The sequence below is a fragment of the Pseudomonas sp. EA_35y_Pfl2_R5 genome, assembly GCF_963970805.1.
Lineage (GTDB): Bacteria > Pseudomonadota > Gammaproteobacteria > Pseudomonadales > Pseudomonadaceae > Aquipseudomonas.
Genome location: NZ_CAXAOW010000019.1, coordinates 23267 through 49436, shown reverse-complemented (window position 1 = coordinate 49436; position 26170 = coordinate 23267). Strand labels below are relative to the sequence as shown.

27 protein-coding genes and 4 tRNA genes are annotated in these 26170 nt (G+C 59.5%); 16 read left to right on the top strand and 15 right to left on the bottom strand.

Going from position 1 to position 26170, the window contains the following annotated elements; genetic code table 11:
* Positions 1-15 precede the first annotated feature (15 nt).
* On the bottom strand, positions 16-894 hold the full coding sequence (dapA, locus tag AACX99_RS20525; RefSeq protein ID WP_275963535.1) for a 4-hydroxy-tetrahydrodipicolinate synthase: 879 nt from the start codon (positions 892-894) through the stop codon (positions 16-18).
* Between the two features lie 234 nt (positions 895-1128).
* On the opposite strand from dapA, the gene AACX99_RS20520 reads away from it, so the two are divergent.
* Both AACX99_RS20520 and AACX99_RS20515 read left to right on the top strand, forming a co-directional pair.
* Entirely contained in the window at positions 1129-1686 is a 558-nt protein-coding gene (locus AACX99_RS20520; RefSeq protein ID WP_339414277.1) for a glycine cleavage system protein R, read from the top strand.
* Positions 1687-1699: 13 nt separating this feature from the next.
* A complete protein-coding gene (locus AACX99_RS20515) occupies positions 1700-2173 on the top strand; it encodes a peroxiredoxin (RefSeq protein ID WP_339414276.1) in 474 nt (157 codons plus the stop codon).
* A gap of 52 nt (positions 2174-2225) precedes the next feature.
* Here AACX99_RS20515 and AACX99_RS20510 read toward each other — a convergent pair whose 3' ends face one another.
* Positions 2226-3290, bottom strand: a complete 1065-nt coding sequence (locus AACX99_RS20510) for an AI-2E family transporter (protein WP_339414275.1) — start codon at positions 3288-3290, stop codon at positions 2226-2228.
* 68 nt (positions 3291-3358) lie between these two features.
* The gene (locus AACX99_RS20505) at positions 3359-3610 is read right to left on the bottom strand and encodes a sulfurtransferase TusA family protein (RefSeq protein ID WP_339414274.1); all 252 of its coding nucleotides are present in this window, start codon (positions 3608-3610) and stop codon (positions 3359-3361) included.
* A gap of 106 nt (positions 3611-3716) precedes the next feature.
* Between AACX99_RS20505 and AACX99_RS20500 the strand changes: the two genes are divergently transcribed.
* Positions 3717-5150, top strand: a complete 1434-nt coding sequence (locus AACX99_RS20500; protein WP_339414273.1) for a M48 family metalloprotease — start codon at positions 3717-3719, stop codon at positions 5148-5150.
* 105 nt (positions 5151-5255) lie between these two features.
* On the opposite strand, the gene AACX99_RS20495 is transcribed toward AACX99_RS20500, so the two are convergent.
* From AACX99_RS20495 to AACX99_RS20480, 4 genes are all read right to left on the bottom strand, one after another.
* Positions 5256-5331, bottom strand: a tRNA-Gly gene (locus AACX99_RS20495).
* A 21-nt stretch (positions 5332-5352) separates the two neighbouring features.
* Positions 5353-5428: transfer RNA gene (locus tag AACX99_RS20490), tRNA-Glu, on the bottom strand.
* Positions 5429-5471: 43 nt separating this feature from the next.
* A tRNA-Gly gene (locus AACX99_RS20485) sits at positions 5472-5547 on the bottom strand.
* A 36-nt stretch (positions 5548-5583) separates the two neighbouring features.
* Positions 5584-5659, bottom strand: a tRNA-Glu gene (locus tag AACX99_RS20480).
* Between the two features lie 224 nt (positions 5660-5883).
* On the opposite strand from AACX99_RS20480, the gene AACX99_RS20475 reads away from it, so the two are divergent.
* Positions 5884-6654 (top strand): hypothetical protein, encoded by a 771-nt coding sequence (locus AACX99_RS20475; RefSeq protein WP_339414272.1) that lies wholly within the window; start codon positions 5884-5886, stop codon positions 6652-6654.
* A 50-nt stretch (positions 6655-6704) separates the two neighbouring features.
* Complete coding sequence (locus AACX99_RS20470; RefSeq protein ID WP_339414271.1) at positions 6705-7367, top strand: glutathione S-transferase family protein; 663 nt, start codon at positions 6705-6707, stop codon at positions 7365-7367.
* 59 nt (positions 7368-7426) lie between these two features.
* Here the strand turns inward: AACX99_RS20470 and AACX99_RS20465 are convergent, their stop codons facing one another.
* On the bottom strand, positions 7427-7909 hold the full coding sequence (locus AACX99_RS20465; protein ID WP_339414270.1) for a GAF domain-containing protein: 483 nt from the start codon (positions 7907-7909) through the stop codon (positions 7427-7429).
* Positions 7902-8795 (bottom strand): ATP-binding protein, encoded by an 894-nt coding sequence (locus AACX99_RS20460; RefSeq protein WP_339414268.1) that lies wholly within the window; start codon positions 8793-8795, stop codon positions 7902-7904. Before AACX99_RS20460 ends, AACX99_RS20465 begins: the two co-directional genes overlap by 8 nt.
* Before the next feature lie 97 nt (positions 8796-8892).
* Here AACX99_RS20460 and AACX99_RS20455 point away from each other — a divergent pair, with 97 nt between their 5' ends.
* Positions 8893-11205 (top strand): response regulator, encoded by a 2313-nt coding sequence (locus tag AACX99_RS20455; protein ID WP_339414291.1) that lies wholly within the window; start codon positions 8893-8895, stop codon positions 11203-11205.
* On the opposite strand, the gene AACX99_RS20450 is transcribed toward AACX99_RS20455, so the two are convergent.
* The 3 genes from AACX99_RS20450 to msrB all read right to left on the bottom strand — a co-directional run bounded on the left by AACX99_RS20450 (position 11181) and on the right by msrB (position 12641).
* On the bottom strand, positions 11181-11654 hold the full coding sequence (locus AACX99_RS20450) for a MarR family winged helix-turn-helix transcriptional regulator (protein WP_339414267.1): 474 nt from the start codon (positions 11652-11654) through the stop codon (positions 11181-11183). The genes AACX99_RS20455 and AACX99_RS20450 overlap by 25 nt on opposite strands.
* Entirely contained in the window at positions 11651-12136 is a 486-nt protein-coding gene (locus AACX99_RS20445) for a glutathione peroxidase (RefSeq protein WP_339414265.1), read from the bottom strand. Before AACX99_RS20445 ends, AACX99_RS20450 begins: the two co-directional genes overlap by 4 nt.
* A gap of 109 nt (positions 12137-12245) precedes the next feature.
* On the bottom strand, positions 12246-12641 hold the full coding sequence (gene msrB, locus AACX99_RS20440; RefSeq protein WP_339414264.1) for a peptide-methionine (R)-S-oxide reductase MsrB: 396 nt from the start codon (positions 12639-12641) through the stop codon (positions 12246-12248).
* Between the two features lie 290 nt (positions 12642-12931).
* Here msrB and AACX99_RS20435 point away from each other — a divergent pair, with 290 nt between their 5' ends.
* The 4 genes from AACX99_RS20435 to htpX all read left to right on the top strand — a co-directional run bounded on the left by AACX99_RS20435 (position 12932) and on the right by htpX (position 16368).
* Entirely contained in the window at positions 12932-14143 is a 1212-nt protein-coding gene (locus tag AACX99_RS20435; RefSeq protein WP_339414263.1) for a pyridoxal phosphate-dependent aminotransferase, read from the top strand.
* A 12-nt stretch (positions 14144-14155) separates the two neighbouring features.
* Entirely contained in the window at positions 14156-14899 is a 744-nt protein-coding gene (locus AACX99_RS20430; protein ID WP_339414262.1) for an SDR family NAD(P)-dependent oxidoreductase, read from the top strand.
* Positions 14899-15351 carry a hypothetical protein gene (locus tag AACX99_RS20425; RefSeq protein ID WP_269382392.1) on the top strand — a complete coding sequence of 151 codons (453 nt, stop codon included), beginning with the start codon at positions 14899-14901 and terminating at the stop codon, positions 15349-15351. Before AACX99_RS20430 ends, AACX99_RS20425 begins: the two co-directional genes overlap by 1 nt.
* A gap of 144 nt (positions 15352-15495) precedes the next feature.
* A complete protein-coding gene (gene htpX, locus AACX99_RS20420) occupies positions 15496-16368 on the top strand; it encodes a protease HtpX (protein ID WP_339414261.1) in 873 nt (290 codons plus the stop codon).
* A 52-nt stretch (positions 16369-16420) separates the two neighbouring features.
* On the opposite strand, the gene AACX99_RS20415 is transcribed toward htpX, so the two are convergent.
* Complete coding sequence (locus AACX99_RS20415) at positions 16421-17077, bottom strand: thiopurine S-methyltransferase (RefSeq protein ID WP_339414260.1); 657 nt, start codon at positions 17075-17077, stop codon at positions 16421-16423.
* Positions 17078-17248: 171 nt separating this feature from the next.
* Between AACX99_RS20415 and AACX99_RS20410 the strand changes: the two genes are divergently transcribed.
* The gene (locus AACX99_RS20410) at positions 17249-18019 is read left to right on the top strand and encodes a DODA-type extradiol aromatic ring-opening family dioxygenase (protein WP_339414259.1); all 771 of its coding nucleotides are present in this window, start codon (positions 17249-17251) and stop codon (positions 18017-18019) included.
* Positions 18020-18161: 142 nt separating this feature from the next.
* On the opposite strand, the gene AACX99_RS20405 is transcribed toward AACX99_RS20410, so the two are convergent.
* Complete coding sequence (locus AACX99_RS20405) at positions 18162-19877, bottom strand: DEAD/DEAH box helicase (RefSeq protein ID WP_339414258.1); 1716 nt, start codon at positions 19875-19877, stop codon at positions 18162-18164.
* 332 nt (positions 19878-20209) lie between these two features.
* Between AACX99_RS20405 and AACX99_RS20400 the strand changes: the two genes are divergently transcribed.
* A complete protein-coding gene (locus AACX99_RS20400) occupies positions 20210-21001 on the top strand; it encodes a crotonase/enoyl-CoA hydratase family protein (protein WP_339414257.1) in 792 nt (263 codons plus the stop codon).
* 308 nt (positions 21002-21309) lie between these two features.
* Here AACX99_RS20400 and AACX99_RS20395 read toward each other — a convergent pair whose 3' ends face one another.
* Complete coding sequence (locus AACX99_RS20395; RefSeq protein WP_339414256.1) at positions 21310-22083, bottom strand: spermidine synthase; 774 nt, start codon at positions 22081-22083, stop codon at positions 21310-21312.
* A 162-nt stretch (positions 22084-22245) separates the two neighbouring features.
* Here AACX99_RS20395 and AACX99_RS20390 point away from each other — a divergent pair, with 162 nt between their 5' ends.
* Genes AACX99_RS20390 through AACX99_RS20375 form a run of 4 tightly spaced genes read left to right on the top strand, consistent with a single transcriptional unit; the run spans position 22246 to position 26031 of the window.
* The gene (locus AACX99_RS20390) at positions 22246-23592 is read left to right on the top strand and encodes a flavin-containing monooxygenase (protein ID WP_339414255.1); all 1347 of its coding nucleotides are present in this window, start codon (positions 22246-22248) and stop codon (positions 23590-23592) included.
* Positions 23592-24518 carry a bile acid:sodium symporter family protein gene (locus tag AACX99_RS20385; RefSeq protein WP_339414254.1) on the top strand — a complete coding sequence of 309 codons (927 nt, stop codon included), beginning with the start codon at positions 23592-23594 and terminating at the stop codon, positions 24516-24518. Before AACX99_RS20390 ends, AACX99_RS20385 begins: the two co-directional genes overlap by 1 nt.
* A complete protein-coding gene (locus AACX99_RS20380) occupies positions 24518-25300 on the top strand; it encodes an SDR family NAD(P)-dependent oxidoreductase (protein ID WP_339414253.1) in 783 nt (260 codons plus the stop codon). The genes AACX99_RS20385 and AACX99_RS20380 overlap by 1 nt, the downstream gene beginning before the upstream one ends.
* Positions 25300-26031: a sulfite exporter TauE/SafE family protein gene (locus AACX99_RS20375; RefSeq protein ID WP_339414252.1), complete on the top strand. Its 732-nt coding sequence runs from the start codon at positions 25300-25302 to the stop codon at positions 26029-26031. The genes AACX99_RS20380 and AACX99_RS20375 overlap by 1 nt, the downstream gene beginning before the upstream one ends.
* The last annotated feature ends 139 nt before the right edge of the window (positions 26032-26170 follow it).

The window sequence follows — 26170 nt, the reverse complement described above, 5'->3', positions numbered from 1 at the left end:
GTAGTAATTCCTCAATTAAACCAATACGCCGGACTGGCGCAGGGCCTGACGCAGCGGTTCATGACAACGTGGGCTGAGCCAGGTCAGTGGCAGACGGATACCGTCTGGCATCAAACCCATTTCATGCAGAGCCCATTTCACCGGAATCGGGTTGGATTCGATAAACAACGCCTTGTGCAGCGGCATCAAACGATCATTGATCGCCCGGGCAATGGCGGCTTCGCCACGCATGGCTGCAGCGCACAGGTCGCTCATCGCGCGCGGGGCGACGTTGGCGGTTACCGAAATATTGCCCTTGCCGCCCATCAGCATCAGCTCGACGGCGGTAGCGTCATCACCGGAATAGACCAAGAAGTCCTTGCTTACGCGATCCAGTACTTCCTGGCCGCGCTGCAGGTCGCCGGTGGCTTCCTTGATACCGATGATGTTGTCGATTTTGGCCAAACGTTCGACGGTTTCCGGCAGCATGTCGCAGACCGTGCGACCTGGCACGTTGTAGAGGATCTGCGGGATCGCAACCGACTCAGCGATATGGCGGAAGTGCAGGTACAGGCCTTCCTGGGTCGGCTTGTTGTAATACGGAGTGACCAGCAGGCAGGCATCGGCGCCAACATCTTTGGCAGCGCGGGTCAGTTCGACCGATTCACGGGTGGAGTTACCACCGGTGCCGGCGATGACCGGAATGCGCCCGGCAACCTGATCGACGATGCGCTTGATCACTTCGATGTGTTCAGGCACCTCAAGGGTCGCCGACTCGCCGGTAGTGCCGACTGCGACGATGGCATTGGTGCCCTCCTGCAGGTGGAAATCCACCAGTTTGCTCAGGCTGTCCCAATCAAGACCACCTTGTGCATCCATGGGCGTAACCAGTGCCACCATACTGCCCGCAATCATGCAACCGCTCCTGCCGGAAAAAGAGAGCCGTAATGGTACTGGGGCCACCTGCCTTGCACAAGCGAAGTACCAAGGCTGTGATGCAACGCGTATACAAGCTTTCTCGGGCAAACGCGGCACATTCCTCACCGCCCTGCCCTGCCGGCATTCCCCTTAGCAATGCTTTTCGCTACCCTTCCTGCTTTGATCGGTGCTGCGTATGCAGGCCGACCGCTTATCGTTTAGGAAGGCTGCATGTCCACCCCCCTAGTTCGCGAACAATTTCTGCTTATCAGCGCCCTTGGCCCCAACGCCATGGAGCTGACCAACGTGCTCTGCCGCACCAGCCACGAGAACCGTTGCGCCGTAGTGAGCACCCGCCTAAGCCGCCATGGCGAGTACAGCGCACTGGTATTGCAGATATCCGGTAGCTGGGATGCCCTGGCACGCCTAGAGTCGAGCCTGCCTGCACTGGCCAAGAAGCACAGTTTCTCGGTCAACGTGATTCGCAGCGCCGCCTCGGAAAGTCGTCCACAGGCGCTGCCTTATGTGGCGTATGTCAGCTCGGCCTACCGCCCGGACATCCTCAATGAGCTGTGCCAGTTCTTTATCGACCATCATGTCGAGTTGGAAAACCTTACCTGCGACACCTACCAGGCGCCACAAACCGGCGGCACCATGCTCAACGCCACGCTGACCGTAACTCTGCCAGCAGGCACACAGATCAGCTGGTTGCGCGACCAGTTCCTCGATTTTGCCGACGCGCTGAACCTGGACGCGCTGATTGAGCCTTGGCGTCCACAGAACCCGTAAGGAGCAGCACGTTATGGCCGTAGCACTCGACACCCCAGTTGCAGACTTCCAGGCCCAGGCCACCAGCGGCCAGACCGTTCAGCTGTCCGCACTCAAGGGCCAGCAAGTGGTGATCTACTTCTACCCCAAGGACAGCACCCCCGGCTGTACCACCGAGGGCCAGGGTTTTCGTGATCAATACCCGGCGTTTCAAGCGGCCAACACGCTGATCTTCGGCGTTTCGCGCGACAGCCTGAAATCCCACGAGAACTTTAAGTGCAAGCAGGAATTCCCCTTCGAGCTGATCTCCGACAAGGATGAAGCTATCTGCCAGCTGTTCGATGTGATCAAGCTGAAGAAGCTCTACGGCAAGGAATACCTAGGCGTCGATCGCAGCACCTTCCTGATAGACAAAGCCGGCGTACTGCGCCAGGAGTGGCGCGGCGTGAAAGTGCCAGGGCATGTTGACGCGGTGCTCGCCGCGGCCCAGGCACTGAATAAAGCCTGAACTGCGCGCAATAAAAAGCCGGTCAATTGACCGGCTTTTTATTGTCTGCAGATTAATCAGCCGCAACCTGCTCACTTCGTGGCCAGGCGTCGATCACCGCTTTGAATAGCGTGGCCAGCGGGATGGCGAAGAACACCCCCCAGAAGCCCCACATACCGCCAAACAGCAGCACCGCGCAGATAATCGCCACCGGATGCAGGTTGACCGCCTCGGAGAACAGCAGCGGCACCAGCACGTTGCCGTCCAGTGCCTGAATGATCCCGTAGACCACCATCAGGTAGATAAACTGATCTCCAAAGCCCCACTGGAACAATCCGATCAGCGCCACCGGAACTGTCACCACCACCGCGCCGATATAGGGCACCACCACCGACAAGCCCACCAGCAAGGCCAGCAGCGCTGCGTAGTTGAGCCCCAGGTAGGCAAACGCAATATAGGTGACCACACCGCAGATGATGATTTCGATCACCTTGCCGCGAATGTAGTTAGCAATCTGCTTGTTCATTTCCTCGGCCACCTGGGTGATCAGCGCTCGCTCGCGTGGCAGATAGCCGCGAAACCATGCACTGATCAGCTCCCGGTCCTTGAGGAAAAAGAACACCAGAATCGGCACCAGTACCAGATAGATCATGATGCTGACCAACATCGGCAGGCTAGACAGCGAGAACGACAGCGCCCATTGGCCAAACTTGCCAGCCTCGCCACGCACCCCTTCAATCAGCTGCAGCACCTGAGCATCGGTGATCAACGTCGGGTAACGCTGCGGCAACAGCAGAAAAAGCGACTGCCACTCCCCCAACATACGTGGCAATTCATTAAACAAAGTACTCAGCTGCTGCCAGAGCAGTGGCATCAACACCAACAGAATCAAGCCCAGCATGCTCATAAACAGAGCGAACACCAGCCACACCGCCAGCATCTGCGGCAAATGCAAACGCTCAAAGGCATTCACCAGCCCCTGCATCAGAAACGCCAGCACCAACCCCGTCAAAACCGGAGCCAGCATGCCGCCCAGGTTCAGAATCGCGGCAAAGCCCAGCACCAACAACACCGCGAGCACCACCGCCTGCTCATCGGAAAAATAGCGATGCAGCCAATTCTGAAAAACCTTGAACATCGTGACCTCTTAACTCGGGCAGCACAGAATTTACGCTGCCTCACCATCAGTGCGTAGCAAAGCCGGCCTTAGGCCTTGCGCAACCAATAACGGTAAACGCCATTATCGACCTCTTCACGCAACAGACTATGCCCGGCCAAGTTGGCGAAGGCACGGAAATCCCGCTGCGAGCCAGCATCGGTAGCCTCTACTTTGAGCACTGCACCACTGGCCAGACGATTGAGTTCCAGCTTGGCCTTAAGCAACGGTAGCGGGCAGTTGAGCCCGCAGGCGTCCAGTTGCGCGTCGAAATCCTCAGCACGCCATTGCATATCAGTCATTGAGCTACTCCAAGAAGGCCGCAAGGATACCCAAGGCCGCACAACCCTGGCCAGCACAGCAGCCAGCCAGCTACAGTAGCGCCTTTGTTCGACACGAGCTTTGTGCATGAGCCTTCTGCGCCCTACCCTGTTGACGCTGGCCTGCCTGCTGGCAGCCCCCGCCATGGCCAGTGACCTGCCTTCCCTTGGCGACGCCAGTTCAGCCATCGTTTCCCCGCAGCAAGAACATCAACTGGGCCGCGCTTGGCTGAGCCTGGTACGCGGCCAGGTCAGTCAACTCGACGACCCGCAGCTCAAGGACTTCGTCGAGACCAGCGTCTACCGCCTGAGCGAAACCAGCCAGCTGCAGGATCGCCGCCTGGAATTCGTTCTGCTTAACAGCCCGCAGATCAACGCCTTCGCCGCCCCTGGCGGGATTGTCGGGGTCAACGGCGGCCTGTTCTTGTATGCCCAGACAGAAGCCGAATACGCTTCGGTTATGGCCCACGAACTGGCGCACTTGTCGCAACGCCACTTCGCCCGCGGCCTGGAAGCGCAGCAGCGTATGCAGATCCCGGTAATGGCCGGCATGCTCGCAGGTATCATTGCTGCCGCGGCCGGCGCTGGTGACTTGGGTATCGCGGCCATCGCTTCGACCCAGGCAGCAGCCATGCAGGAACAACGGCGCTTCTCTCGGCAGAACGAGCAGGAAGCCGACCGCATTGGCCTGGTCAACCTGGAGAAAGCTGGCTTCGACCCACGCGCCATGCCCAGCATGTTCGAGCGCCTGATGCGCCAGTACCGCTACGACCGAAAGCCGCCGGAATTCCTCCTCACTCACCCGGTATCGGAATCGCGCATCGCCGACACCCGCAACCGTGCCGAGCAATACAACGCTACGGGCATCACCGACAGCGTGCGCTACCAACTGATGCGCGCCCGCGTGCAGCTGACCTATGAAGAAACCCCGGGGATCGCCGCTAAGCGTTTTCGCAATATGCTCGACGAAAACCCGCAGATGGAGGCCGCCCGCTACGGCCTGGCAATTGCTCAGATCAAAAGTGGCCAGTACAAACAAGCGCGCGAAACCCTGCAGCCTTTGCTGGCAAATTCACCGAACGATGCGACCTACAACCTGGCCCAGATTGAACTGGATATGGCCGCCAATCGCCTGAGCGATGCGCAAAGCCGCACGTTACGGCTGCTGACTCTCTATCCGAATAACTATCCGGTCAATCAGGCACATATCGACCTGCTGATGAAGCAAGGACGCATTCAGGAAGCCGAACGCGCGCTTGATGACATGCTGAAAAGCCGCAGCAAAGACCCGGATGTCTGGTACCAGGTGGCCGAAGTCCGCGGCCTGAGCGGCAACACCATCGGCTTGCATCAAGCCCGTGGCGAATTCTTCGCTCTGGTTGGCGACTATAACCAAGCACTGGAGCAGCTTGATTTTGCCAAGCGCCGCGCCAGCAACAACTTCCAGCTGGCCTCACGGATCGACGCCAGGCAACGCGAGCTGATCGAAGAGCAGCGCATCATCGAGCAGATGCTGCGCTAGCGCAGTGTCGCGCTAGAAAATAAAAATCCAGGCAAATGCCTGGATTTTTATGCACGAATAACAACAGAAACAAAAACGCCGCTCAATTGAGCGGCGTTTTTTTATTGGAGCGGGAAACGAGACTCGAACTCGCGACCCCGACCTTGGCAAGGTCGTGCTCTACCAACTGAGCTATTCCCGCAATACAGCTTGGTACTAAAAATGGCGTCCCCTAGGGGACTCGAACCCCTGTTACCGCCGTGAAAGGGCGGTGTCCTAGGCCACTAGACGAAGGGGACCTTGGAACTTGTCGGCTACCTGCCTGAGCAGATCACCTAAATTTGGAGCGGGAAACGAGACTCGAACTCGCGACCCCGACCTTGGCAAGGTCGTGCTCTACCAACTGAGCTATTCCCGCATACAACTTGGTTTTGCAGCACACTTCATAAAGAAGTGGCGTCCCCTAGGGGACTCGAACCCCTGTTACCGCCGTGAAAGGGCGGTGTCCTAGGCCACTAGACGAAGGGGACGCAGCCCGGAAACTACAACTTCTATCCGGCTTCTACACGTTTTGCCGTGAGGCATTGCGCTACGAAGTGGCGCGCATTCTATGGAGCCTTACAAGGCCCGTCAACCTTTGCGTAAAAAATTTTATAAATCAAAGACTTCAGCCACGAATGTAAGGCAGCTCTATCAGCCTCTCAGCTAAGGCACTACACTCGGGAGAAAAACCGGTGATCGAGAGGCTCCACCCATGTCCCCACTCGTGATTACCATATTGATTGTTTCTGGCATCGTCGTCTTGATCGCCATTGCCTACATCAATCATATGGTCGAGAACAACAAGCTGGAGAAGGCACGCATCAAGGCCGACCTCAATGATCGCCTACGCCGCTGCACGGATCTTGCCGAAGCCCTCCCCGGCCAACTGATGAGCCCAGCATTGAAACTGATGCTCAGTCGCCTGCAATTGCATTTCAGCGAACGCATGCTGCCTTTGGACAAGAGCAACAATGCCCTCAAGGCGCGCACTGAAGAGCTGCGCAAGCTGATCGCCCAGGGCGAATCAATTACAGTCAACAACCCGCCACAATCCATACTCAATGAAGCTAAGGCCAAGGAAGTACGCTTCCAGCTTGAAGATCTTCACGGCCAACTGACCCGCTGTGCCAAAGACGGGATTATCCCGACCAGCGAAGCCAAACACTGGCTCAAAGAAGTGCGTCATATGTTGACCCAAGTGCACATCGAATTCTTCGGCAACCTTGGTCAACAGGCGCTGCAGCAAAAGCAGCCAGGCCAGGCACGCCTGGCCTTCGAGCGTGGCGTGCAATACCTGCGCAAACAACCTGACCCTGCGCCTTATCAGAACACCTTAAAGAAGTTCGAAGAGCAGCTGGCACGCGCCAATGCCATGGTTTTGGAAAGCAGCAAACCCGCCAGCGATCAGCCCAGCGAACTCGATGCCGGCCTGGAGTCTCTCGGCGGCGATGACGAGTGGAAAAAGAAGAACATCTACGACTAACCCTGCCAGCGCGCGACTTGCGCGCTGTAGCCCGCCGATGAGAACCACGCATGAGCCTGACCGTTTACGGCGCCCCGCTGTCACCCTTCGTCCGTAAAGTTCGCCTGTTTATGGCTGAAAAGAGCCTGGAGTATCAGCTGGAAATCGTCCTACCGTTTGGTCAACCGGCCTGGTACCGCGAGCTGAACCCGCTGGGGCGCATTCCGGCCTTCAAAGATGGTGATTTCACCCTCGCCGACTCCAGCGTGATTTGCCAGTACCTTGACGATAAGTATCCAGAACGCCCCAGCCTACTCGGGCAGAACGCCGAACAACGAGCCCAAGTGCGCTGGCTGGAAAAATACGCCGACTATGAACTGGCACCGCTGTGCACTTTCAGCGTGTTCCGCAACCGCGCGCTGAAGCCCAGCATGGGCCAGAGCTGCGATGAGGCTGCCGTACAGAAAGCCCTGCACGAAAAGCTGCCTGCGCATTTCGACTACCTGGAACAGACCCTGGGCTCAGCCGAATACCTGGTCGGCGACAGCCTGACCCTGGCCGACCTGGCCCTGGCCTGTCAGCTGATCAATATGCAGCATGGCGGAGAACAGCTGGATGCGCAGCGCTGGCCCAACCTCAGTGCACACTATGCGCGAATCACCGCACGTGACTCGGTGCAGAGCGTGTTACCAGGTGAGCTAAAAGTGCTGGCCAAGATGACTGCCAAGGTCTGAGTTGGCAGCACCAGAAAACAAAGAGCCCGGCTGACCCGGGCTCTTGCGTATCTGCGACCTCAACAGTCAGTGAGCTCGACAAACACCTCGACCAATCGCTCGACACCTGACTGATCCACTGCACTAAAACGTGCAAATGACGGGCTGTCGAGATCCAGCACGCCAAGCAAGCGGCCGCCCTTGAACAGCGGCACCACCAGTTCGCTATTGGAAGCACTGTCGCAGGCGATATGCCCGGCAAATGCATGTACATCTGCAACGCGCTGAGTCTGTCCAGTGGCCGCTGCGGCGCCGCACACACCGCGACCGAAGGGAATTCGCACGCACGCCACCTTGCCCTGGAACGGCCCGAGTACCAGTTCCTCGCCACGGGCCAGGTAGAAACCTGCCCAGTTCAGGTCGCTCAGTTCCTGGAACAAAAATGCCGAAAACTGCGCCGCATTGGCAATAAAGTCTCGCTCACCAGCCAACAGAGCCTGCAGCTGCGCGATCAACAATGGGTAGCCATCGAGCCCCTGCCCGCTTTGTTGTAGATCAATCATCAGTTTTACTCAGTAATTGCAGGCCCACCCAGTCGCGGGCAAATTGATAGGCGCAACGTCCGTTGCGGTTACCGCGCCCCAAGGCCCAGCGTATCGCAGCCTTTTCCAGCTCGTCGTGCCATTGCCAGGCCAAGCCAGCTTGCGCGGTGTGTACCTGAACCCAATGGCGGACCACGTTGAGAAAGTGCTCCTGGGTGAAGGGATAGAATGACAGCCACAGGCCGAAACGGTCAGACAGCGCGATCTTGTCTTCCACCGCCTCGTTGGGGTGCAGCTCACCATCGACTCGTTGCCAATTTTCATTGTCGCTCTGCTTTTCCGGCAGCAGATGGCGGCGGTTGGAGGTGGCATACAGCAACACATTGTCCGGCGCGCGCTCCAAGGAGCCATCGAGCACGGTTTTCAGCGTGCGGTAATCGCCCTCGCCGGCCTCGAATGACAGGTCATCGCAGAACAGCACGAAACGCTGCGGCATATCGCTCAATTGCTCGACGATGCGCGGCAGGTCGGCCAGATGATCACGCTCAATCTCGATAAGACGCAGCCCAGCCGCCGCATGCTCGGCCAGCAGCGCCCGCACCAGCGATGATTTACCCGTACCGCGTGCGCCCCAGAGCAATGCATGGTTGGCCGGCAGCCCACGAATAAACTGCTGGGTATTACGTGCCAACTGCGCACGCTGCCGATCCACCCCGATCAGGTCCTGCAGACTCACATCCAGACTGACCTGCAGCGGCGCCAAAAAACCGCTGCGACCATCACGCTGCCAGCGTGCCGCCAGGCTCTGCTGCCAGTCGATAAGCGGGCGCTGCACCGGCAGCAACGGCTCCAGGCGCGCCAACACAGCATCGGCACGCAACAAAAAATCACTTAAACGCGAATCCACAACACACTCCCGGGTTTTCGAACCATTTGCCACTGCCGTCCGGCAAAACAGATGGGCTATGCTTGGCAGGCGACTCAACATGGGAACAACCGGCCATATGGATATAGCGCTAACCCAACGCCTGTCATTCAAACAGGCCGGCCTGACCGTATTGGTAGCCTTTATCCTCGGCACGGCGCTCAGCTTGATGCAAGTGGGCATCGATTATGCCAGCGAAGATGCTTCCATCGACCGTGAGATTAACGCGCTGATGGAGATCAGCCACAACCCAGCTGCACGCATCGCCTATAACATCGACGCCGAACTGGCCCAAGAACTGGTGCTGGGCCTGCTGCGTTCACCGGCAGTGATCAGCGCACAGATCACCGACAACAATCAGCTGACCTTGGCCAGCGTCAGCCGCCCCGCCATGGAAAGCCGCTACCGGGTCCTCAGCGACTTTATGTTCGGCCAACGCCGATACTTCGAAACCGCGCTGTTCGTCAGTCACTCACCCAGCGAAGCCCTCGGAAAACTGAGCCTGGAAGTTGACACCTATGCCTTTGGTAGCCATTTCCTGCGCCGCTCACTACTGACTCTGCTCACCGGTTTCGCCCGCAGCCTGCTGTTATCGCTGATTTTGCTGGTGATGTTCTATTTCATGCTGACCAAGCCGCTGACTGGGTTTATCCGCGCCCTCAGCGAACGCAACCTGAGCAGCCCCAGCAACACCAAGCTGCCCTACCCACCCAACCATGAGCGTGACGAGATCGGTGTACTGGTAGATGTGACCAATCGCCAGTTGAGCAGCATCGCCAGCGAAATCGAGCAACGCCAGCAAGCCGAAGCCCGGCTGACCCGTTACCTGGCCGAGTTGGAGGACATGGTCTCGGCGCGCACCGAGCAGCTGGAAGCCGCCAATAGCCGCCTGCTCGATTCCAACCGCGAGTTGGAGCAGGCCAAACGCACGGCCCTGGACATGGCCCAGGCGCGCTCGGCCTTCCTAGCTAATATGAGCCACGAGATTCGTACCCCACTCAATGGTCTACTGGGCATGCTTGCGCTGTCACTAGACGGGCCGCTGAATAACGAACAACGCCAGCAGCTGTCGATTGCCCACGACTCCGGAAAAGTGCTGGTCGAGCTGCTTAACGACATTCTCGATCTGTCGAAATTCGAGGCAGGGCAACTGGAGCTGGAACAGATTCCCTTCGACATCGGCAGCATGGTCGAAGACACCGCCAACCTGCTCTCGCAGAATGCTGCTCCCGGCGTTGAACTGACCTGCCTGATCGATCCACAACTGCCCAACCAGTTGCTCGGCGACCCAACGCGGGTCAGGCAGATCGTCAGCAACCTGCTGTCCAATGCCTTGAAATTTACCCGTTTTGGCCGCGTCGACATCAGCGTCAGTGCCCAGGCCAGCGGAGTCAGGATTATTGTCCGCGACACCGGCATCGGTATTGCCGAAGATGCCCAGGCGCGGATCTTCCATCCGTTTGCCCAGGCTGGTGTTGGTATTACTCGGCAATTTGGCGGCACCGGCCTGGGCCTGGCCCTCACGCGGCGCCTCTGCGAGGCCATGCACGGCCAATTGAGCCTGGAAACCAGAGAAGGCTTTGGCAGCACCTTCTGCGTCGACCTGCCACTTCCCGGCCAGACCAGCGCCCAGCAACTGCCCGTGCTGCACGGACGTATTATCGGGCTGAGCCCGGCCAGCTCCGGGCTCAGCGAACAACTGGCAAATCTGCTGCCGAGCTGGGGCCTGCAGTATCAGCACCTGGATGCCGATGCCGCGCTAGGCCCGCTTGAGGCTGACCTACTGATTAGCGATTGCCCGCAGCGTTTAAATGAGCTGCGCGCGCTATCCAACCTGCCAATTTTGTTGGTCAGCGCCTATGGCAACTTTCTCAGCAGCGAACAGGTGGAAAAACTCTCGCCTATCGAACAACTGGCCCGGCCGCTGTCACGCCAGGCGTTGCTGCAGGCCTTGCGCCGCGCCCTCGGCCAGGTCGACACGCATGCTGCCGAACAACACAACGAGCCACAACGCAATCGTCAGGCCCGCGTACTGCTGGTGGAAGACAACCCGGTCAATCAACTGGTAGCCAAGGGCATGCTGGGCAAACTCGGCTGTGAGGTACTGCTGGCCAATCATGGCGGCGAGGCCCTGAACCTGCTGGAGACCCAGGCAGTCGACCTGATCCTGATGGACTGCAATATGCCGGTCATGGATGGCTATGAAACCACCCGGCGAATTCGCCAGAAAACCGAATTCGCCGAGCTACCGATCATTGCCCTGACAGCCAACGCGTTATCCGATGAACGCGAGCGCTGCCGCGCCGCGGGTATGGATGACTACCTGGCCAAGCCCTTTCGCAAGGATGAGCTGGCGGCCCTGCTCGATCAGTGGTTAAGCACCATAAACTGATCGAGCAGCACACCCACCTGGCTGCGCAACGCGGCAACCTGATCGAGATCAATCCCTCGCTCGCAGAGCAGCTGGTTTTTCAACGGCAACACCTGCTCACGCAAGGCGCAGCCAGCATCGGTCAACGCCAAATGCACCTCACGCTCATCACTGGCCGAACGCTTGCGCTGCAACAAACCTTGCAGCTCCAGGCGCTTGAGCAGTGGGGTCAGCGTGCCGGAGTCGAGCAACAAGCGCTCACCCAGCGCCTTGACCGTCGGCAAGGCCGGCGGTTGTTGCTGCCACTCCCACAGCACCAGCATGGCCAAGTACTGCGGGTAGGTCAGGCCGAGTTGATCGAGCATCGGCTTGTAGGCGCGGATCACCGCCCGTGAAGCGGCGTAGAGCTTGAAGCACAGTTGGTTGTCCAGCTGCAGCCCGTCATCCACGTGCAGACTGGCCGGGATCATTTCAGCAGCGCTTCGATCTCGGCAGTCAGGTCTTCAGGCTTGGTGGTCGGGGCGAAACGCTTGATCACCTGGCCATCGGCACTCAGCAGAAACTTGGTGAAATTCCACTTGATGCCCTGGCTGCCAAGCAAGCCTGGCGCACTCTTCTTCAGGTTGACGAACAACGGATGGGCATCGCTGCCATTGACATCCACCTTCTTGAACAGCGGGAAGCTCACACCGAAGTTCAGCTCGCAGAACTCGCTGATCGCGCCCTCATCACCTGGCTCCTGCTTGCCGAACTGGTTGCAAGGGAAGCCCAACACCACCAGACCTTGGTCCTTGTACTGCTGCCAGACATTTTCCAGGCCCTTGTACTGTGGGGTGAAGCCGCACTTGCTCGCGGTGTTGACCACCAGCACGGCTTTACCGCCGAAATCGGCCAGAGTTTTCTGCTCGCCCTTGATGGTGGTAACCGGAATATCGAAGAGTGCGTTGCTCATGCTGGTCATCCTGATAAGTGGGAGTGCCCGTAAAATAGCGAGCAATTAAATTGCATGCAATCTAATTGCAGCAAGATAAGGCCCGCTGATGCAGGCCTATGCAATGGCCTTAGGCCTTAGGTATGAGCTTGAGCGATGCTGAGTTGATGCAATAACGCAGCCCCGTCGGCGCCGGCCCATCAGGGAACACATGCCCCAGGTGAGCATCGCACTTGGCGCATTTGACTTCGATACGGTGCATGCCGTGATTGAAATCATCCAGGCTGGTGATGGCTTCGCCGCTGACCGGCTGGAAGTAACTCGGCCAACCGCTGCCGGAGTCGTACTTGGCATCCGAGTCGAACAGCTCGGCCTGGCAGCATGCGCAGTGGTAAATACCCGGCACCTTGCTGTCGTGGTACTGGCCAGTAAAGGCGCGCTCGGTGCCGCCCAGGCGACATACATGAAACTGTTCCTCAGAAAGCTCTTCGCGCCAGGCTTCCAGGGGCTTTTCCAGCTTGTTCACAGGCAGGTCTCCTCTACATGAAAAATCGCCGGGAGCGATTTTTAACGTCGCGCAGCGATGGATGGCACGCCACAAAAACGCAGGGAGCGTTTTTGTGCGCAAGCCCCGAAGGGGTGAAGCACATGGATGTGCTGAGCACAAAAAAGCCCGGCCAGTACCTTTGCCAAGGTCGGGCTGCCACGTATCATTCGACCCCAGTCTGTCACCGGCGTTACAACCTGCCAAGGCGCGCAAGATCAGTTCTTTTTGCAGGGTAATTCAGCGGCGTTCCACCATTCGGGATCACTTACATGCAGTTCAGCAAATCGAACAAGCTTGCCAACGTCTGCTACGACATCCGCGGGCCGGTACTCAAGCACGCCAAGCGCCTGGAAGAGGAAGGCCATCGCATCCTCAAGCTGAATATCGGCAACCCGGCGCCGTTCGGTTTCGAAGCACCTGAGGAAATCTTGCAGGACGTAATTCGCAATCTGCCGACAGCGCAGGGCTACAGCGACTCCAAGGGCCTGTTTAGCGCGCGCAAGGCGGTGATGCAGTACTACCAGCAGAAGCAGGTAGAAGGCGTTGGTATCGAGGATATCTACCTCGGCAACGGCGTCTCTGAGCTGATCGTCATGGCCATGCAGGCGCTGCTCAACAACGGCGACGAAGTATTGATCCCTGCGCCGGACTACCCACTGTGGACTGCTGCAGTAGCCCTGTCTGGCGGCAAGCCAGTGCATTACCTGTGCGACGAGCAGGCCGGCTGGTTCCCCGATATCGCCGACATGAAGGCCAAGATCACCCCTAACACCAAGGCCTTGGTGCTGATTAATCCGAACAACCCCACCGGCGCGGTGTATTCCAAAGAAGTGCTGATGGACATCGTTGAACTGGCGCGCCAGCACAATCTGGTGCTGTTCTCCGACGAGATCTACGACAAGATTCTCTACGACGAAGCTCAGCATATCTGCACCGCATCCCTGGCGCCAGACGTGCTCTGCCTGACCTTCAACGGCCTGTCCAAGTCCTACCGCGTGGCCGGCTTCCGTTCCGGCTGGGTGGCGATTTCCGGGCCCAAGCACCGTGCGCAGAGCTATATCGAAGGCATCGACATCCTCGCCAATATGCGCCTGTGTGCCAACGTACCGAGCCAGCATGCGATCCAGACAGCACTGGGCGGCTACCAGAGCATCAACGACCTGGTGTTGCCACAAGGTCGCCTGCTGGAGCAACGTAACCGCACCTGGGAGCTGCTCAACGACATCCCCGGGGTCAGCTGCGTCAAACCAATGGGCGCACTGTATGCCTTCCCGAAGATCGACCCGAAGGTCTGCCCGATCCATAACGATGAGAAGTTCGTCCTCGATCTGCTGCTCTCGGAAAAACTGCTGATCGTTCAGGGCACCGCCTTCAACTGGCCGTGGCCGGATCACTTCCGCGTGGTCACCTTGCCGCGCGTGGATGAGCTGGAAATGGCCATCGGCCGCATCGGCAGCTTCCTCAAGACTTACCAACAGTAATCGGAGCAACCCATGAGCCAGGGCAAACGCTATCTGCTGACCGGTGCCAGTTCTGGCATCGGTGCCGCCCTGGCTCGCGAGTTGGCGGCCAAGGGTTATGACCTGGCGCTGGCCGCGCGCCGTGAGGACAGCCTGCACCTGCTGGCTGCCGAGCTGCAGGCGCGCTTTCAGCGCAAGGTAGTGGTGCTGCCGCTGGATGTGACCGACTACGACGCGTGCCAGGACGCCGTGAGCCTGGCTGCCAATGCCCTGGGCGGGCTGGACGGGATTATCGCCAACGCAGGTATCGCCTTGACCGGCAAAGCCGGCGGTGGCCACTTCAAGCGCGCTCGACTGACTGTGGAAACCAATCTGATCGGCGCGATTGCCTGCCTGGATGCCGCCTGTGCGCTGTTTCGCCAGCAAGGTCACGGCCATCTGGTCGCAGTGGCTTCAGTCGCCGGCAAACGCGGCCTGCCCCACACCGCCGCGTACTCGGCAAGCAAGGCTGGCTTGATCAGTTACATGGAAGCCACCCGCGCTGAACTGCTAGGCAAGAACATCGATACCACCTTGCTGCTGCCGGGCTTTATCGATACACCCCTGAACAGCAGCATGGCCAGCCGACCATTCCTGATTAACGTGGAACGCGGCGCAGCACTGATCGCCAAACACATCGACAAACGCGCCGTCAGTGCATACGTCCCTGGCTGGCCCTGGGCGCTGCTGGGCCGTGTGCTGCCTTATCTTCCAACTTCAATGATTGGCAAATTCTGATGGACTTGCAGATTGACGACTTCTACAAGGATGCCGCCGCCGGCATGCTGACCCTGTACCAGGCGTTCCCCAGCAAAGTCGCGCTGTATGTCGAAGACCTGATCGGCCGCGAAGAACCGGACGAGTTCGGCCTGCCCACTCCGCGCCATCAAAGCTGCCTGGGCGCCCTGCTGTGGTTGGCCGAGGAAGGCTATATCCGCTTCGACTCGACCATCGGTTACGACGCCCTGGATCAAGCTGTACTCAGCGAAAAAGGCTTTCTGCGCCTGACTCGCGGCGTCCCCCACGCCCTGCGCGAGGGCGATGCCTTGCCGCCCAGCGTGCGACGCGTGCACGCCACCCTGGCCTTTCAGCTGCGTGAAGCACTGGGCCAGCGACATGGCGAACGCGTAGCGCGCCTGACCCGCCTGCTGTTCGAGTCCAGCCTGAACAGCGCAAACGACATAGTTTGAAATAGTCGCCAGGTTGAAGTGCCTGGGGGTGCGCCCTTATATAGCCGTCATAACCAATAGTGGCCGTTGAAAACCAGGCGAAGCAGCCAACACAGGGTTTTCAGCGGCCTGATAGATGTTTCCCGTGAGGAGTCTCAATACACCATGATGCGCATTATGCTGTTCCTGGCCACCAACATTGCGGTGTTGATCATCGCCAGCATCACCCTGAAGTTGCTCGGGGTTGACCGCTTTACCGGCCAGAATCATGGCAGCCTGCTGATCTTCTGTGCCGTTTTCGGTTTCGCCGGTGCGCTGGTTTCGCTGTTCCTGTCCAAGTGGATGGCGAAGATGAGCACCAAGACCGAGATCATCACCCAGCCACGCACCCGTCACGAACAGTGGCTGCTGCAGACCGTCGAAGAACTGTCCCGCGAAGCCGGTATCAAGATGCCGGAAGTGGGTATCTTCCCGGCGTATGAGTCCAACGCCTTCGCCACCGGCTGGAACAAGAATGATGCATTGGTTGCGGTCAGCCAGGGCCTGCTGGAGCGTTTCTCGCCCAATGAAGTACGCGCCGTGCTGGCCCATGAAATCGGCCACGTGGCCAACGGCGACATGGTCACCCTGGCGCTGATCCAGGGCGTGGTGAACACCTTCGTGATGTTCTTCGCGCGGATCTTCGGCAACTTCGTTGACAAGGCCATCCTGAAAAACGAAGGCGGCCCGGGCATCGGCTACTTCGTCGCGACCATCTTCGCCGAGCTTGTTCTAGGGATACTGGCCAGCATCATCGTTATGTGGTTCTCGCGTAAGCGCGAATTTAAGGCCGACGAAGCCGGCGCCCGCCTGGCCGGCACTGGTGCGATGATCGCCGCCCTACAGCGCCTGCGTGCCGAACAGGAAGTGCCCGTTACCATGCCCAACAGCCTGACCGCCTTCGGCATTAACGGCGGCCTGAAAGGTGGCCTGGCTGGCCTGCTGATGACTCACCCACCACTGGAAGTGCGTATCGAAGCCCTACGTCAGCGCGGCTAAATAGCCAAAGCTAAAAGGGCGACTCTGAGTCGCCCTTTTTTGTGACAGTGTTTCAGCCTTTACGCAGCTGATAGACCCGCTCATCCAGGCGCTCAAGGCCGCGCTTGAGAAACTTCCAGTTGTCGCCCAATACATCACCGCACGCCAGCACCTCTAAATGCCAAGCGGGCGTAAACAAGCGCTGCACCTCTTCGCCTGCAACGGCGAAGGGCGGGCCGTCCATTTGCGCCTGATCATAGTCCAGGCTCACCAACAACCCCTGGCTGCCGCTAGGCAGAATCCGCGTCAAATGAGCCACATAACGAGCGCGCATCTCTGGCGGCAATGCAATCAGTGCAGCGCGGTCGTACAGCGCAGTGCAGCCGGCAAGCTGTTGCGCCGTCAGGGCAAAGACATCACCGCAGTAGATTTGCACAACACCAGCCTGATATAGCCTGAAAGCACCGACCTCACTGACCACCGGCTGCAATCCGTGCTCAGCGAAGAAATCCTCCACCGCACACTGCGCCAGCTCAACACCGGTCACTTGGTAGCCCTGCGCCGCCAACCAGGCCAGGTCCAGGCTCTTGCCACACAGAGGTACCAGCACCCGCGCGCCAATCGGCAAACCCAGCGCAGGCCAGTACTGCTGTAGATATGGATTGACCTCAGGCAGATGAAAGCCGATTTCACTGCGCGCCCAACGCGCCTGCCAGAATTCTGCGTGCATAAATGCTCCTGTAAAGATTCAGCTGAGGATCGTGCCGCAACACAGCCAATAAGGCCAAGGGATTCCACCTGCACAAAAACATCTATTAAAGCGATCAAAACACCTCAGTTTTTGCACTTTTATACACAGATTGGCTGATAGAAGATGCAAGCAACCCATCAGGAGTCTGCCATGCCACTGCCTAGCCTGTTTATCTCCCACGGCTCCCCCATGCTGGCCCTACAACCCGGCGCCAGTGGTCCTGCCCTCGCCCGCCTGGCCAGCCAACTGCCTGAGCCGCGTGCGATTGTGGTGGTTTCGGCGCATTGGGAAAGCCGCGAACTGCGGGTCGGCGGCGCGGCGCAGCCGCGCACATGGCATGACTTTGGCGGCTTTCCTGCCGAGCTCTATCAAGTCCAATACCCGGCGCCCGGTAACCCAACGCTGGCGGCGGAGATAATCCAACTGCTGGCCGCAGCCAACCTGCCAGCCCAGCTCGATGCGGAGCGACCGCTGGATCACGGTGCCTGGGTACCGCTGTCGCTGATGTACCCACAAGCAAATATTCCCGTGGTGCAGGTCTCACTGCCCAGCCAGCAGGGCCCAGCCTTGCAACATCAGGTTGGCAAGGCCCTGGCCAGCTTGCGCACACAAGGCGTGCTGCTGATTGGCTCAGGTAGCATCACCCATAACCTCAGCGAGCTGGACTGGCGGGCGGGCCCAGACTGCATCGCGCCCTGGGCCCAGGCCTTTCGCGACTGGATGGTGGACCGGCTGAGCGCATACGACCAGGCGGCTCTGCACGACTATCGCCACCAAGCGCCCCATGCCGTACGCAGCCACCCCACAGACGAACACCTGCTGCCGCTATTCTTCGCCCGCGGCGCAGGTGGACAGTTCAAGGTGGAACACAGCGGCTTTACCGAAGGTGCGCTGGGGATGGATATCTACAGTTTCAGCTGAGTCGCTCTTTCAGCCTTTATCGCGGACAAGTCCGCTTACATGGCCCACGTACAATCCAACAGGTGAGCTCAGCGCGGCACCGAAAAACTTCAACACATAAAAAAGCCCCGCACTAGGCGGGGCTTTTTTATTCAGCGAAGCATCAATCTTCGCGATAACGACGCAGCTTCAGCGGCTTGCCACCGACGCGGGTGTCTTTTAGCTTGGTCAGCAAGCGCTCGAGACCTTCTTCCGGCAGCTCGACCAAGCTGAAGCTCTCGCGCACCTGGATACGGCCGATGGCTTCACGGACCAGGCCGCCTTCGTTGAGGATCGCGCCGAGCAGGTTCTTCGCGGCGATACCATCACGAGCACCCAGGGCGGTACGGCAACGGGCACGGCCTTCGGCCAATGGCACTGGCGCACGACGCTCACGGCTGCCTTCGCGATCAGGACGCTCAGGACGATCACCACGATCGCTACGCTCACGCGGGCCACTGCTGTTTGGCACCAGCGGCTGATCACGCTGAACTTCAGCCAGAGTCAGCGCTTGGCCATTGGTGGCCTTGCGCAGCAGCGCTGCGGCCAGGGCGCGCGGGCTGCAACCGATGTCGGCAGTCAGACGATCCAACAGCTCACCGTGGCTGGCTTCGGCATCGGCAACCAGCGGCGCCAAACTGTTGGTGAGCTTCTTGATGCGGGCGTCCAGCACTTGCTGGGCGTCTGGCAGCTTGACCTCACCGACTTTCTGCCCGGTTACACGCTCAATCACTTGCAGCATGCGACGCTCACGCGGCGTCACCAACAGCAGGGCACGACCGGCACGGCCGGCACGGCCAGTACGGCCGATACGGTGGACGTAGGATTCCGGGTCGTACGGCATGTCCACGTTCATTACGTGGGTGATACGCGGTACGTCGAGGCCGCGAGCGGCAACGTCGGTGGCGATAACGATGTCCAGACGGCCATCTTTCAGCGAGTCGATCACGCGCTCACGCTGGTTCTGCGCGATGTCGCCGTTCAGTGCGGCAGCCTTGTAACCCTTGGCTTCCAGCGCAGCGGCCAGATCCAAGGTGGCTTGTTTGGTACGTACGAAACCGATCAGTGCGTCGAACTCTTCGACTTCCAGCAGACGCAGTACAGCGGCGTGCTTCTGGTCGGCGTGAACCATCAGATGCACCTGCTCGATGGCAGTTACGGTCTGGGTCTTGGTTTCAATTTTGACGTGCTTGGGATCACGCAGGTGTTTTTCAGCGATTGCGCGGATCGAGTGCGGCAGAGTGGCAGAGAACAACACGCTCTGACGGCTTTCCGGCATGGCTTTGAAGATGACTTCAAGGTCATCCATAAAGCCCAGTTTGAGCATTTCGTCGGCTTCGTCGAGGACCAGGTGTTGAATAGTCGACAGGACTTTCTCATCGCGACGCAGGTGGTCAACCAGACGACCTGGGGTGGCCACAACAATCTGTGCGCCGTTGCGGATGGCCTTGAGCTGTGGGCCCATCGGCGCGCCGCCGTAAACGGCGATAACACTCACACCTGGCATTTGCTTGGAGTAAGTTTCAAACGCGGTAGCAACCTGCAGCGCCAGCTCACGGGTCGGCGCCAGAATCAGCGCTTGCGGCTGACGCTTGGCCGGGTCTATACGGCTGAGGATTGGCAGGGCGAAGGCAGCGGTTTTACCGGTACCGGTCTGTGCCTGGCCGATCATGTCGTGGCCAGCGAGAATTACTGGGATCGCTTGAATCTGAATAGCCGAAGGCTCTTCATAGCCAGTGGCAATAACAGCAGCAAGAACATTGGGATGTAGATCGAGAGCGGCGAAGCCGCCGATTTCCTGGGTCATGGGTCTGCCTCTAGTGCATCCGCAAAGACCCATGTTCCAAAGCTGCGCATGCCGTGTAAGACCCGAGAGTCACCCTGGCAGCCATGTCGGCGGGGATTTGCGAAAACGTGTGATAAATGAATCGTCAAGGATAGTCCGCAAGACGGACTAACTGCCAAAGTAAACCTTCGGGCGAGTTGTACTACCTGAACGTGGCCAAGAATTGACCGGCGCGCACTATACCGGAAAACCTGGCCAAATGTACTGGTTTTTCCTGAAATAGAGCATATAGCACGCCGGATGGTCATCCTCTGATAGCCTGCAACTGCCATGCTGTAACAGCTTCACACCCCAGCTCACTAACCTGCGCACAAGGACTCCCCGCCATGACCCAAAGCACCAGCGGCCGCGTCAGCCGTGAAAAACGCGGCCAGATCATGTTGATCGGCCTGGACCGAGCGAGCAAACGCAACGCCTTCGATATGCCCATGCTCGACGACATGTGCCTGGCCTACGGCGAGTTCGAGCGCGACAGCGAAGCGCGGGTGGCGCTGGTGTTTGCTCATGGCGAGCACTTCACCGCCGGACTGGACCTGGCCAATGTGGCAGCGCAGTTTGCCGCCGGCTGGAAGATTCCTGAAGGCGGCTGCGACCCCTGGGGCGTATTCGGCGGGCCGCGCGTGAGCAAACCGGTGATCGTTGCCGCGCAAGGCTACTGCTACACCATCGGCATCGAGCTGATGCTGGCCTCGGATATCAACCTGTGCGCCAGTAATACACGCTTCGCCCAGATGGAAGTGCAGCGCGGGATCTTCCCCTTCGGCGGCGCTACCTTACGCATGCATCAGACCGCCGGCTGGGGCAACGCCATGCGCTGGCTGCTGACTGGCGATGAGTTCGATGCTCACGAAGCCTATCGTTTGGGCTTTATCCAGGAGGTTGTCGCCAGCGAAGAGCTGCTGCCCAAGGCACTGTGGCTCGCCGAGCGCATTGCCGCGCAGGCGCCACTGGGCGTACAGGCCACCCTGGCCTCAGCGCGCCAGGCTGTGCTCGAAGGCCCGGCTGCAGCCGCCGCCAGCCTGCATCCGACCGTGACAAGACTGATGGCCAGTGCAGACGCTCAGGAAGGTGTCAAAGCCATGCTGGAACGCCGGCCGGGCGACTTTAAAGGACGCTGAATGTGGTTATCCGACGTGCTGTTCAGAACCTGGTTTACGGTATAGCGAGCTAGGGCCATGCAAGGCGCTACGTTAGTAACAGCCTCCGGCTGGTCAAAGCAGGCGAAAAACGTAGCGCAGCGAAGTAACAGCCAACGGCTGGCCCGTAGGGTGAGCGCAGCGAATCAAGCGGAGTTTACGAGCTGTAAATGAGCATTACTCGCTTCGCTCGCCCTTCGGGCCGCGCTAAAGCGCGTTAGCCGCAAGCGACTTGCCGAGCCTGTTTTTAACGCCGCAGGGCCGACGCGCAGCAGACCGTAAACAGGCTCTCAAGTCGCCGGACGCACCGCTTTAATCAGCGACTCCAGGGAATAGCCGAACTGCGGTGCCAGCAGCTCATTGCGGCGGCGCAGTTCGGCAAAGTCGATTTCCTGTTCCAGATCCGCCGGTACCAGCAGCACCACATTGCCCTCCTTCACCGGGCACTCCCAATAATGCCGATGATAGAGACCGCGCAACAGCGGTGCTCCGAGTGGTTTGCCGTCATTACCGGCCCATTGATTGATGATCAGCCAGCCGCCGGGGTTGAGCTGCTTCTGGCAGTTTTCCAGAAAGCGCCAGGCCAGATGCCCAGTCGCCGGGCCATGGTCGGTGTACAGGTCGACAAACAGCAGGTCAGTCTTTTCCGCGCTTTCCAGCAATTCCAGGGCATCGCCGATGCGGATGGTCAGGCGCGGGTCATCGACCAGGCCCATATGCTCCATGGCCAAGCGCGGCACATCGGCGCGCAGCTCGATCACCTCAACATCTTCCAACGGCAGAAACCGCAGGCAGGCCTGGGTCAGGTTGCCGGCGCCAAGGCCGAGAAACAGCGCGCTTTCCGGGTGCTCATGGCACAACGCGCCGAGCAGCATGGCGCGGGTGTAGTCGTACTCCAGCCAACTGGGGTCCGGCATATAGACGCAGCTCTGCTCAATCGACTCGCCAAACTCAAGAAAACGGTAAGCGCCCATTTCGACCACCTGGATCACTCCGAAGGCATCGTGCACTTCGGCGATCAATAGCGGATCCGGCATCTGACCGACCGGAGGTAAACCTGGCATCCAGCACACTCCACCATGACATCCCCGACCATTTCGGCCAGGGGAAAGGCGCTAATTGTCATTGAGGCACCTACCCCTGGTCACGCGATAATTTGCGCAGTCGGGAGCGCCGAGTTCGGCGCTGTGCGGCTACAACAATAAAAACGATTATCGAGGTTTGCCATGTACGCCATTATCGGTGCCGGCCCTATGGGGCTGTGTACAGCACGTCAACTGCACAAGCACGGTATCGACTTTGTCGGTTTCGAACTGCACGCGGATGTCGGCGGCCTGTGGGACATCGATAATCCGCACAGCACCATGTATGACTCGGCGCACCTGATTTCCTCCAAGGGCACCACCCAGTTCAGCGAGTTTCCGATGCGTACCGAGGTGGCCCCTTATCCGCATCACAGCGAAATGCGCCGTTATTTTCGTGACTATGCCGAACACTTCGGGCTGTATGCGCACTATCAATTCAGCACCCGCGTGGTTGAGGTGCAGCGCCTGGAAAAGGGCTGGAAGCTGATCAGCGAACGCGATGGCGTGCAGCGTGAATGGCTGGTCGACGGCGTGCTGATGGCCAATGGCACCCTGCACACCCCCAACCAGCCGCCGCTGCCGGGCACGTTCAGCGGCGAGCTGATGCACTCCAGCGCATACCGCTCTGCGGCGGTATTTGCAGGCAAGCGCGTACTGGTGCTCGGCTGCGGCAACTCGGCCTGCGACATTGCCGTGGATGCCGTGCACCGCGCAGCCTCGGTGGACCTGTCGGTACGCCGCGGCTATTACTTCCTGCCCAAATTCACCCTCGGCAGGCCTACCGACACCCTCGGCGGCGCGATCAAGCTGCCGCGCCCGCTCAAACAATTCCTCGATGGCCTGCTGGTACGTGCGTTGGTCGGCAAGCCATCGCAATACGGCCTGCCCGACCCGGATTACAAACTCTACGAATCACACCCGGTGATGAATTCCCTGGTGCTGCACTACCTCGGCCATGGCGATATCCGGGCACGCCGCGATGTGGCCAAGGTGGAAGAGAAACTCGTGACCTTTAGCGATGGCGAACAGGCCGAGTACGACCTGATCCTGCAAGGCACCGGCTACAAGCTCGACTACCCCTTTATCGACCGTGCCCACCTCAACTGGCCAGATAAAGTCGGCGCGCCGCAGCTGTACCTCAACGTGTTCCATCCCGAGTACGACGACCTGTTTATGATGGGCATGGTCGAAGCCTCGGGCCTCGGCTGGCAGGGCCGCGACGAACAGGCCGAGCTGGTGGCGCTGTTTATCGAGAGCCTGCAGGCCGGCACGGCTGCCGCCAAGGACCTGCAGAAGGTCAAACGCGAACGGGCGAGCATTCGCCTGGACGGCGGCTACCGCTACTTGCAACTGGAGCGCATGGCCTACTACGTGCACAAAGACAGCTATCGTCAGAGCATCGCGCAGCACAGCGCGGCTCTGCGTGCAGGCTTGCCCAAGCAGTCGGCAGCCAGCAGCACTCAAGCTCACACAGCTGGGAGTCGTTGATGGAAGCGGTGCATATCCAGTTCGATCCCAGCAGCCTGGTGCTGATCAATATCATCGTCGCGATCATGATGTTCGGGGTTTCCCTGGACCTGCGCGGGGAAGACTTCAAACGCATCCTGCGCGCACCCAAAGCTCCAGTCATCGGCATGCTCGCCCAGTTTTTATTGCTGCCAGCACTGACCTGCCTGGCCTGCTGGGCTTTACGCATCGACCCGCAACTGGCCCTCGGCATGACCCTGATCGCGGCCTGCCCCGGTGGCAGTTTCTCCAACATCATGACCTGGATGGCGCGCGGTAGTGTGGCCGTTTCGGTAAGCATGACCGCCGTGTCCAGCCTCGCGGCCAGCGTGCTGACCCCGCTCAACTTCGGCCTATACGCCTGGCTCAACCCTTACACCCGCCCACTGTTGACCGAAATCGCCATGGACCCATTGAGTCTGCTACTCATGGTGATTCTGGTACTCGGCGTGCCGCTGGCGTTAGGCATGTTTATCGGCCGCCGCTTCCCAGGCCTGTCGCGCAAGGTGGAGAAGCCTCTACGCGTATTCGCCCTGGCGGTGATGCTGGGTTTCGTAGGCCTCGCCTTCGGCAAGAATTTCGACCAGTTCCTCTCCCACTTCCATCTGTTCTTCTGGCTGGTGGTCGCCCATAACGGCTTGGCGCTGAGCATCGGTTACCTCAGTGCGCGATTGAGCGGCCTGCCAGACGCCGAGCGCCGCGCTATCACCCTAGAGGTGGGCATCCAGAACTCGGCCCTGGGCCTGGTGATCATCTTTACCTTCTTCCCGCAGGTGACCGGCATGCTGCTGATCGCAGCGTTCTGGGGCACATGGCACTTGGTATCAGGTATGGCGCTGGCCACCTACTGGTCACGTCGGCCGCTGGCAGAAGAAGCGCTGCCCCTGGCGCCAATCGGAGAAAAATAATGCACACCGTCTTGATTACCGGGGCCGCCAGCGGCCTCGGCTGGGAGCTTGCACGCGCCTATCACGTGCGCGGCTGCAACCTGCTACTCACCGATATCAACGCCGCAGGGCTGGCCACCCGGGTTGCCGATCTGGGCGAGGAGCGCGTAATGGGCATGGCCGGCGATATCACCGACCCTGCCCTGCACCAGCAGTTGCTACAGGCCTGCACTGAGCGTTTCGGCGGCCTCGACATACTGATCAATAACGCCGGCATCACCCATCGTTCGCCCACCACGCAAACCGACCCGGCAGTGTTTCGCAAAGTTATGGCAGTGGATTACCAGGCCCCCGTCGAGATGACCCTCCGCGCCTTGCCGCTGCTGCGTAAAAGTGGCGGCCAGATTATCGCCATCGGCTCCATGGCCGGCTGGATGCCAGTGCTCGGCCGCGCCGGTTATTGCGCGGCAAAAAGCGCCCTTGGCCAATTTTTTGAAGTACTGCGCGCCGAAGTCGCCCGTGATGGCATTCGCACATTGCTGGTCTATCCGAGCTTTCTTGATACACCGATCGACCAGAACGCCCTCGGCGGCAACGGCCAGCCGGCCCAACACGGGCGCTCCACCATCGGCAATATTCGCGGCGCCGACTGGATGGCCGCGCAGATTATTCAGGCCCAGGCGCGTGGCTATGAACGCTTATTCCCGGACCGCGGCAGCTGGTTGGCCAGCCTGCTCTGGCGCATCGCGCCGTCCACTTACTACCGCAAGATGAGTGCGCGTTTCGCCGCGGAGATGGATTGATGGAGATTATCTGGCTGGCCCTCGGCTGTTTCATTCTGCTGGCGTACACCCTGGAAGCCATCACCGGTTTCGGCAGCATCGTCATCGCCTTATCACTGGGCGCCCTGCTGCTGCCGATTGAGGTGCTGCTGCCAATTCTGGTGCCGCTGAACATCTGCATGACCGGCTACCTGGCCTGGCGTCATCGGCAGATAATCGACCGCCGCCTGCTGCTGGGCATGATTTTGCCCGGCATGGTGATTGGCACCCTGCTTGGCTACGCCTTGCTGCCCTATCTCGATGCGGCCCTGGCCAAGCGCCTGTTTGGCGCACTGGTGCTGTGGTTCGCCGCCCGCGAACTGTGGCGTCTGCGTCACAACAGCGCTGCCCATTTGCGCCCGCTATGGCTCAGCCGGTTGATCAGCCTGTGTGCCGGAATCAGCCACGGCCTGTTCGCCTCCGGCGGCCCCTTGCTGGTGTTCGCCCTGGCCGGTACGGCGCTGGATAAAGCGCGCCTGCGCGCCACTCTGGTCACGGTCTGGTTCACCCTCAACAGCCTGCTGACCATCGCCTTCCTGCTCGACGGTCGCCTGCTGCCAGCGTTACCGCAAGTGGCGTGTTACGCGCCGCTGCTGTTGGTCGGCGTATGGCTCGGTGAGCGCCTGCACCAGCGCTTCAATGAACAACATTTCCGCATCGCCATTTACCTGTTGCTGCTGGTCACCGGCGGTTTGCTGTTTGTAGTCCGTTGAAAAACGTTAGCGAGGCCGCCAGCGCAAGGCAAAAACAGGCGAAAAGGCGGAGTTTACGAGTTGTAAATGAGCACTTTGAGCCTGTTTTTAACGCCGCGATGGCAACGCAGGTAGTTTTTCAGCGGCCTACAGCGCCTTG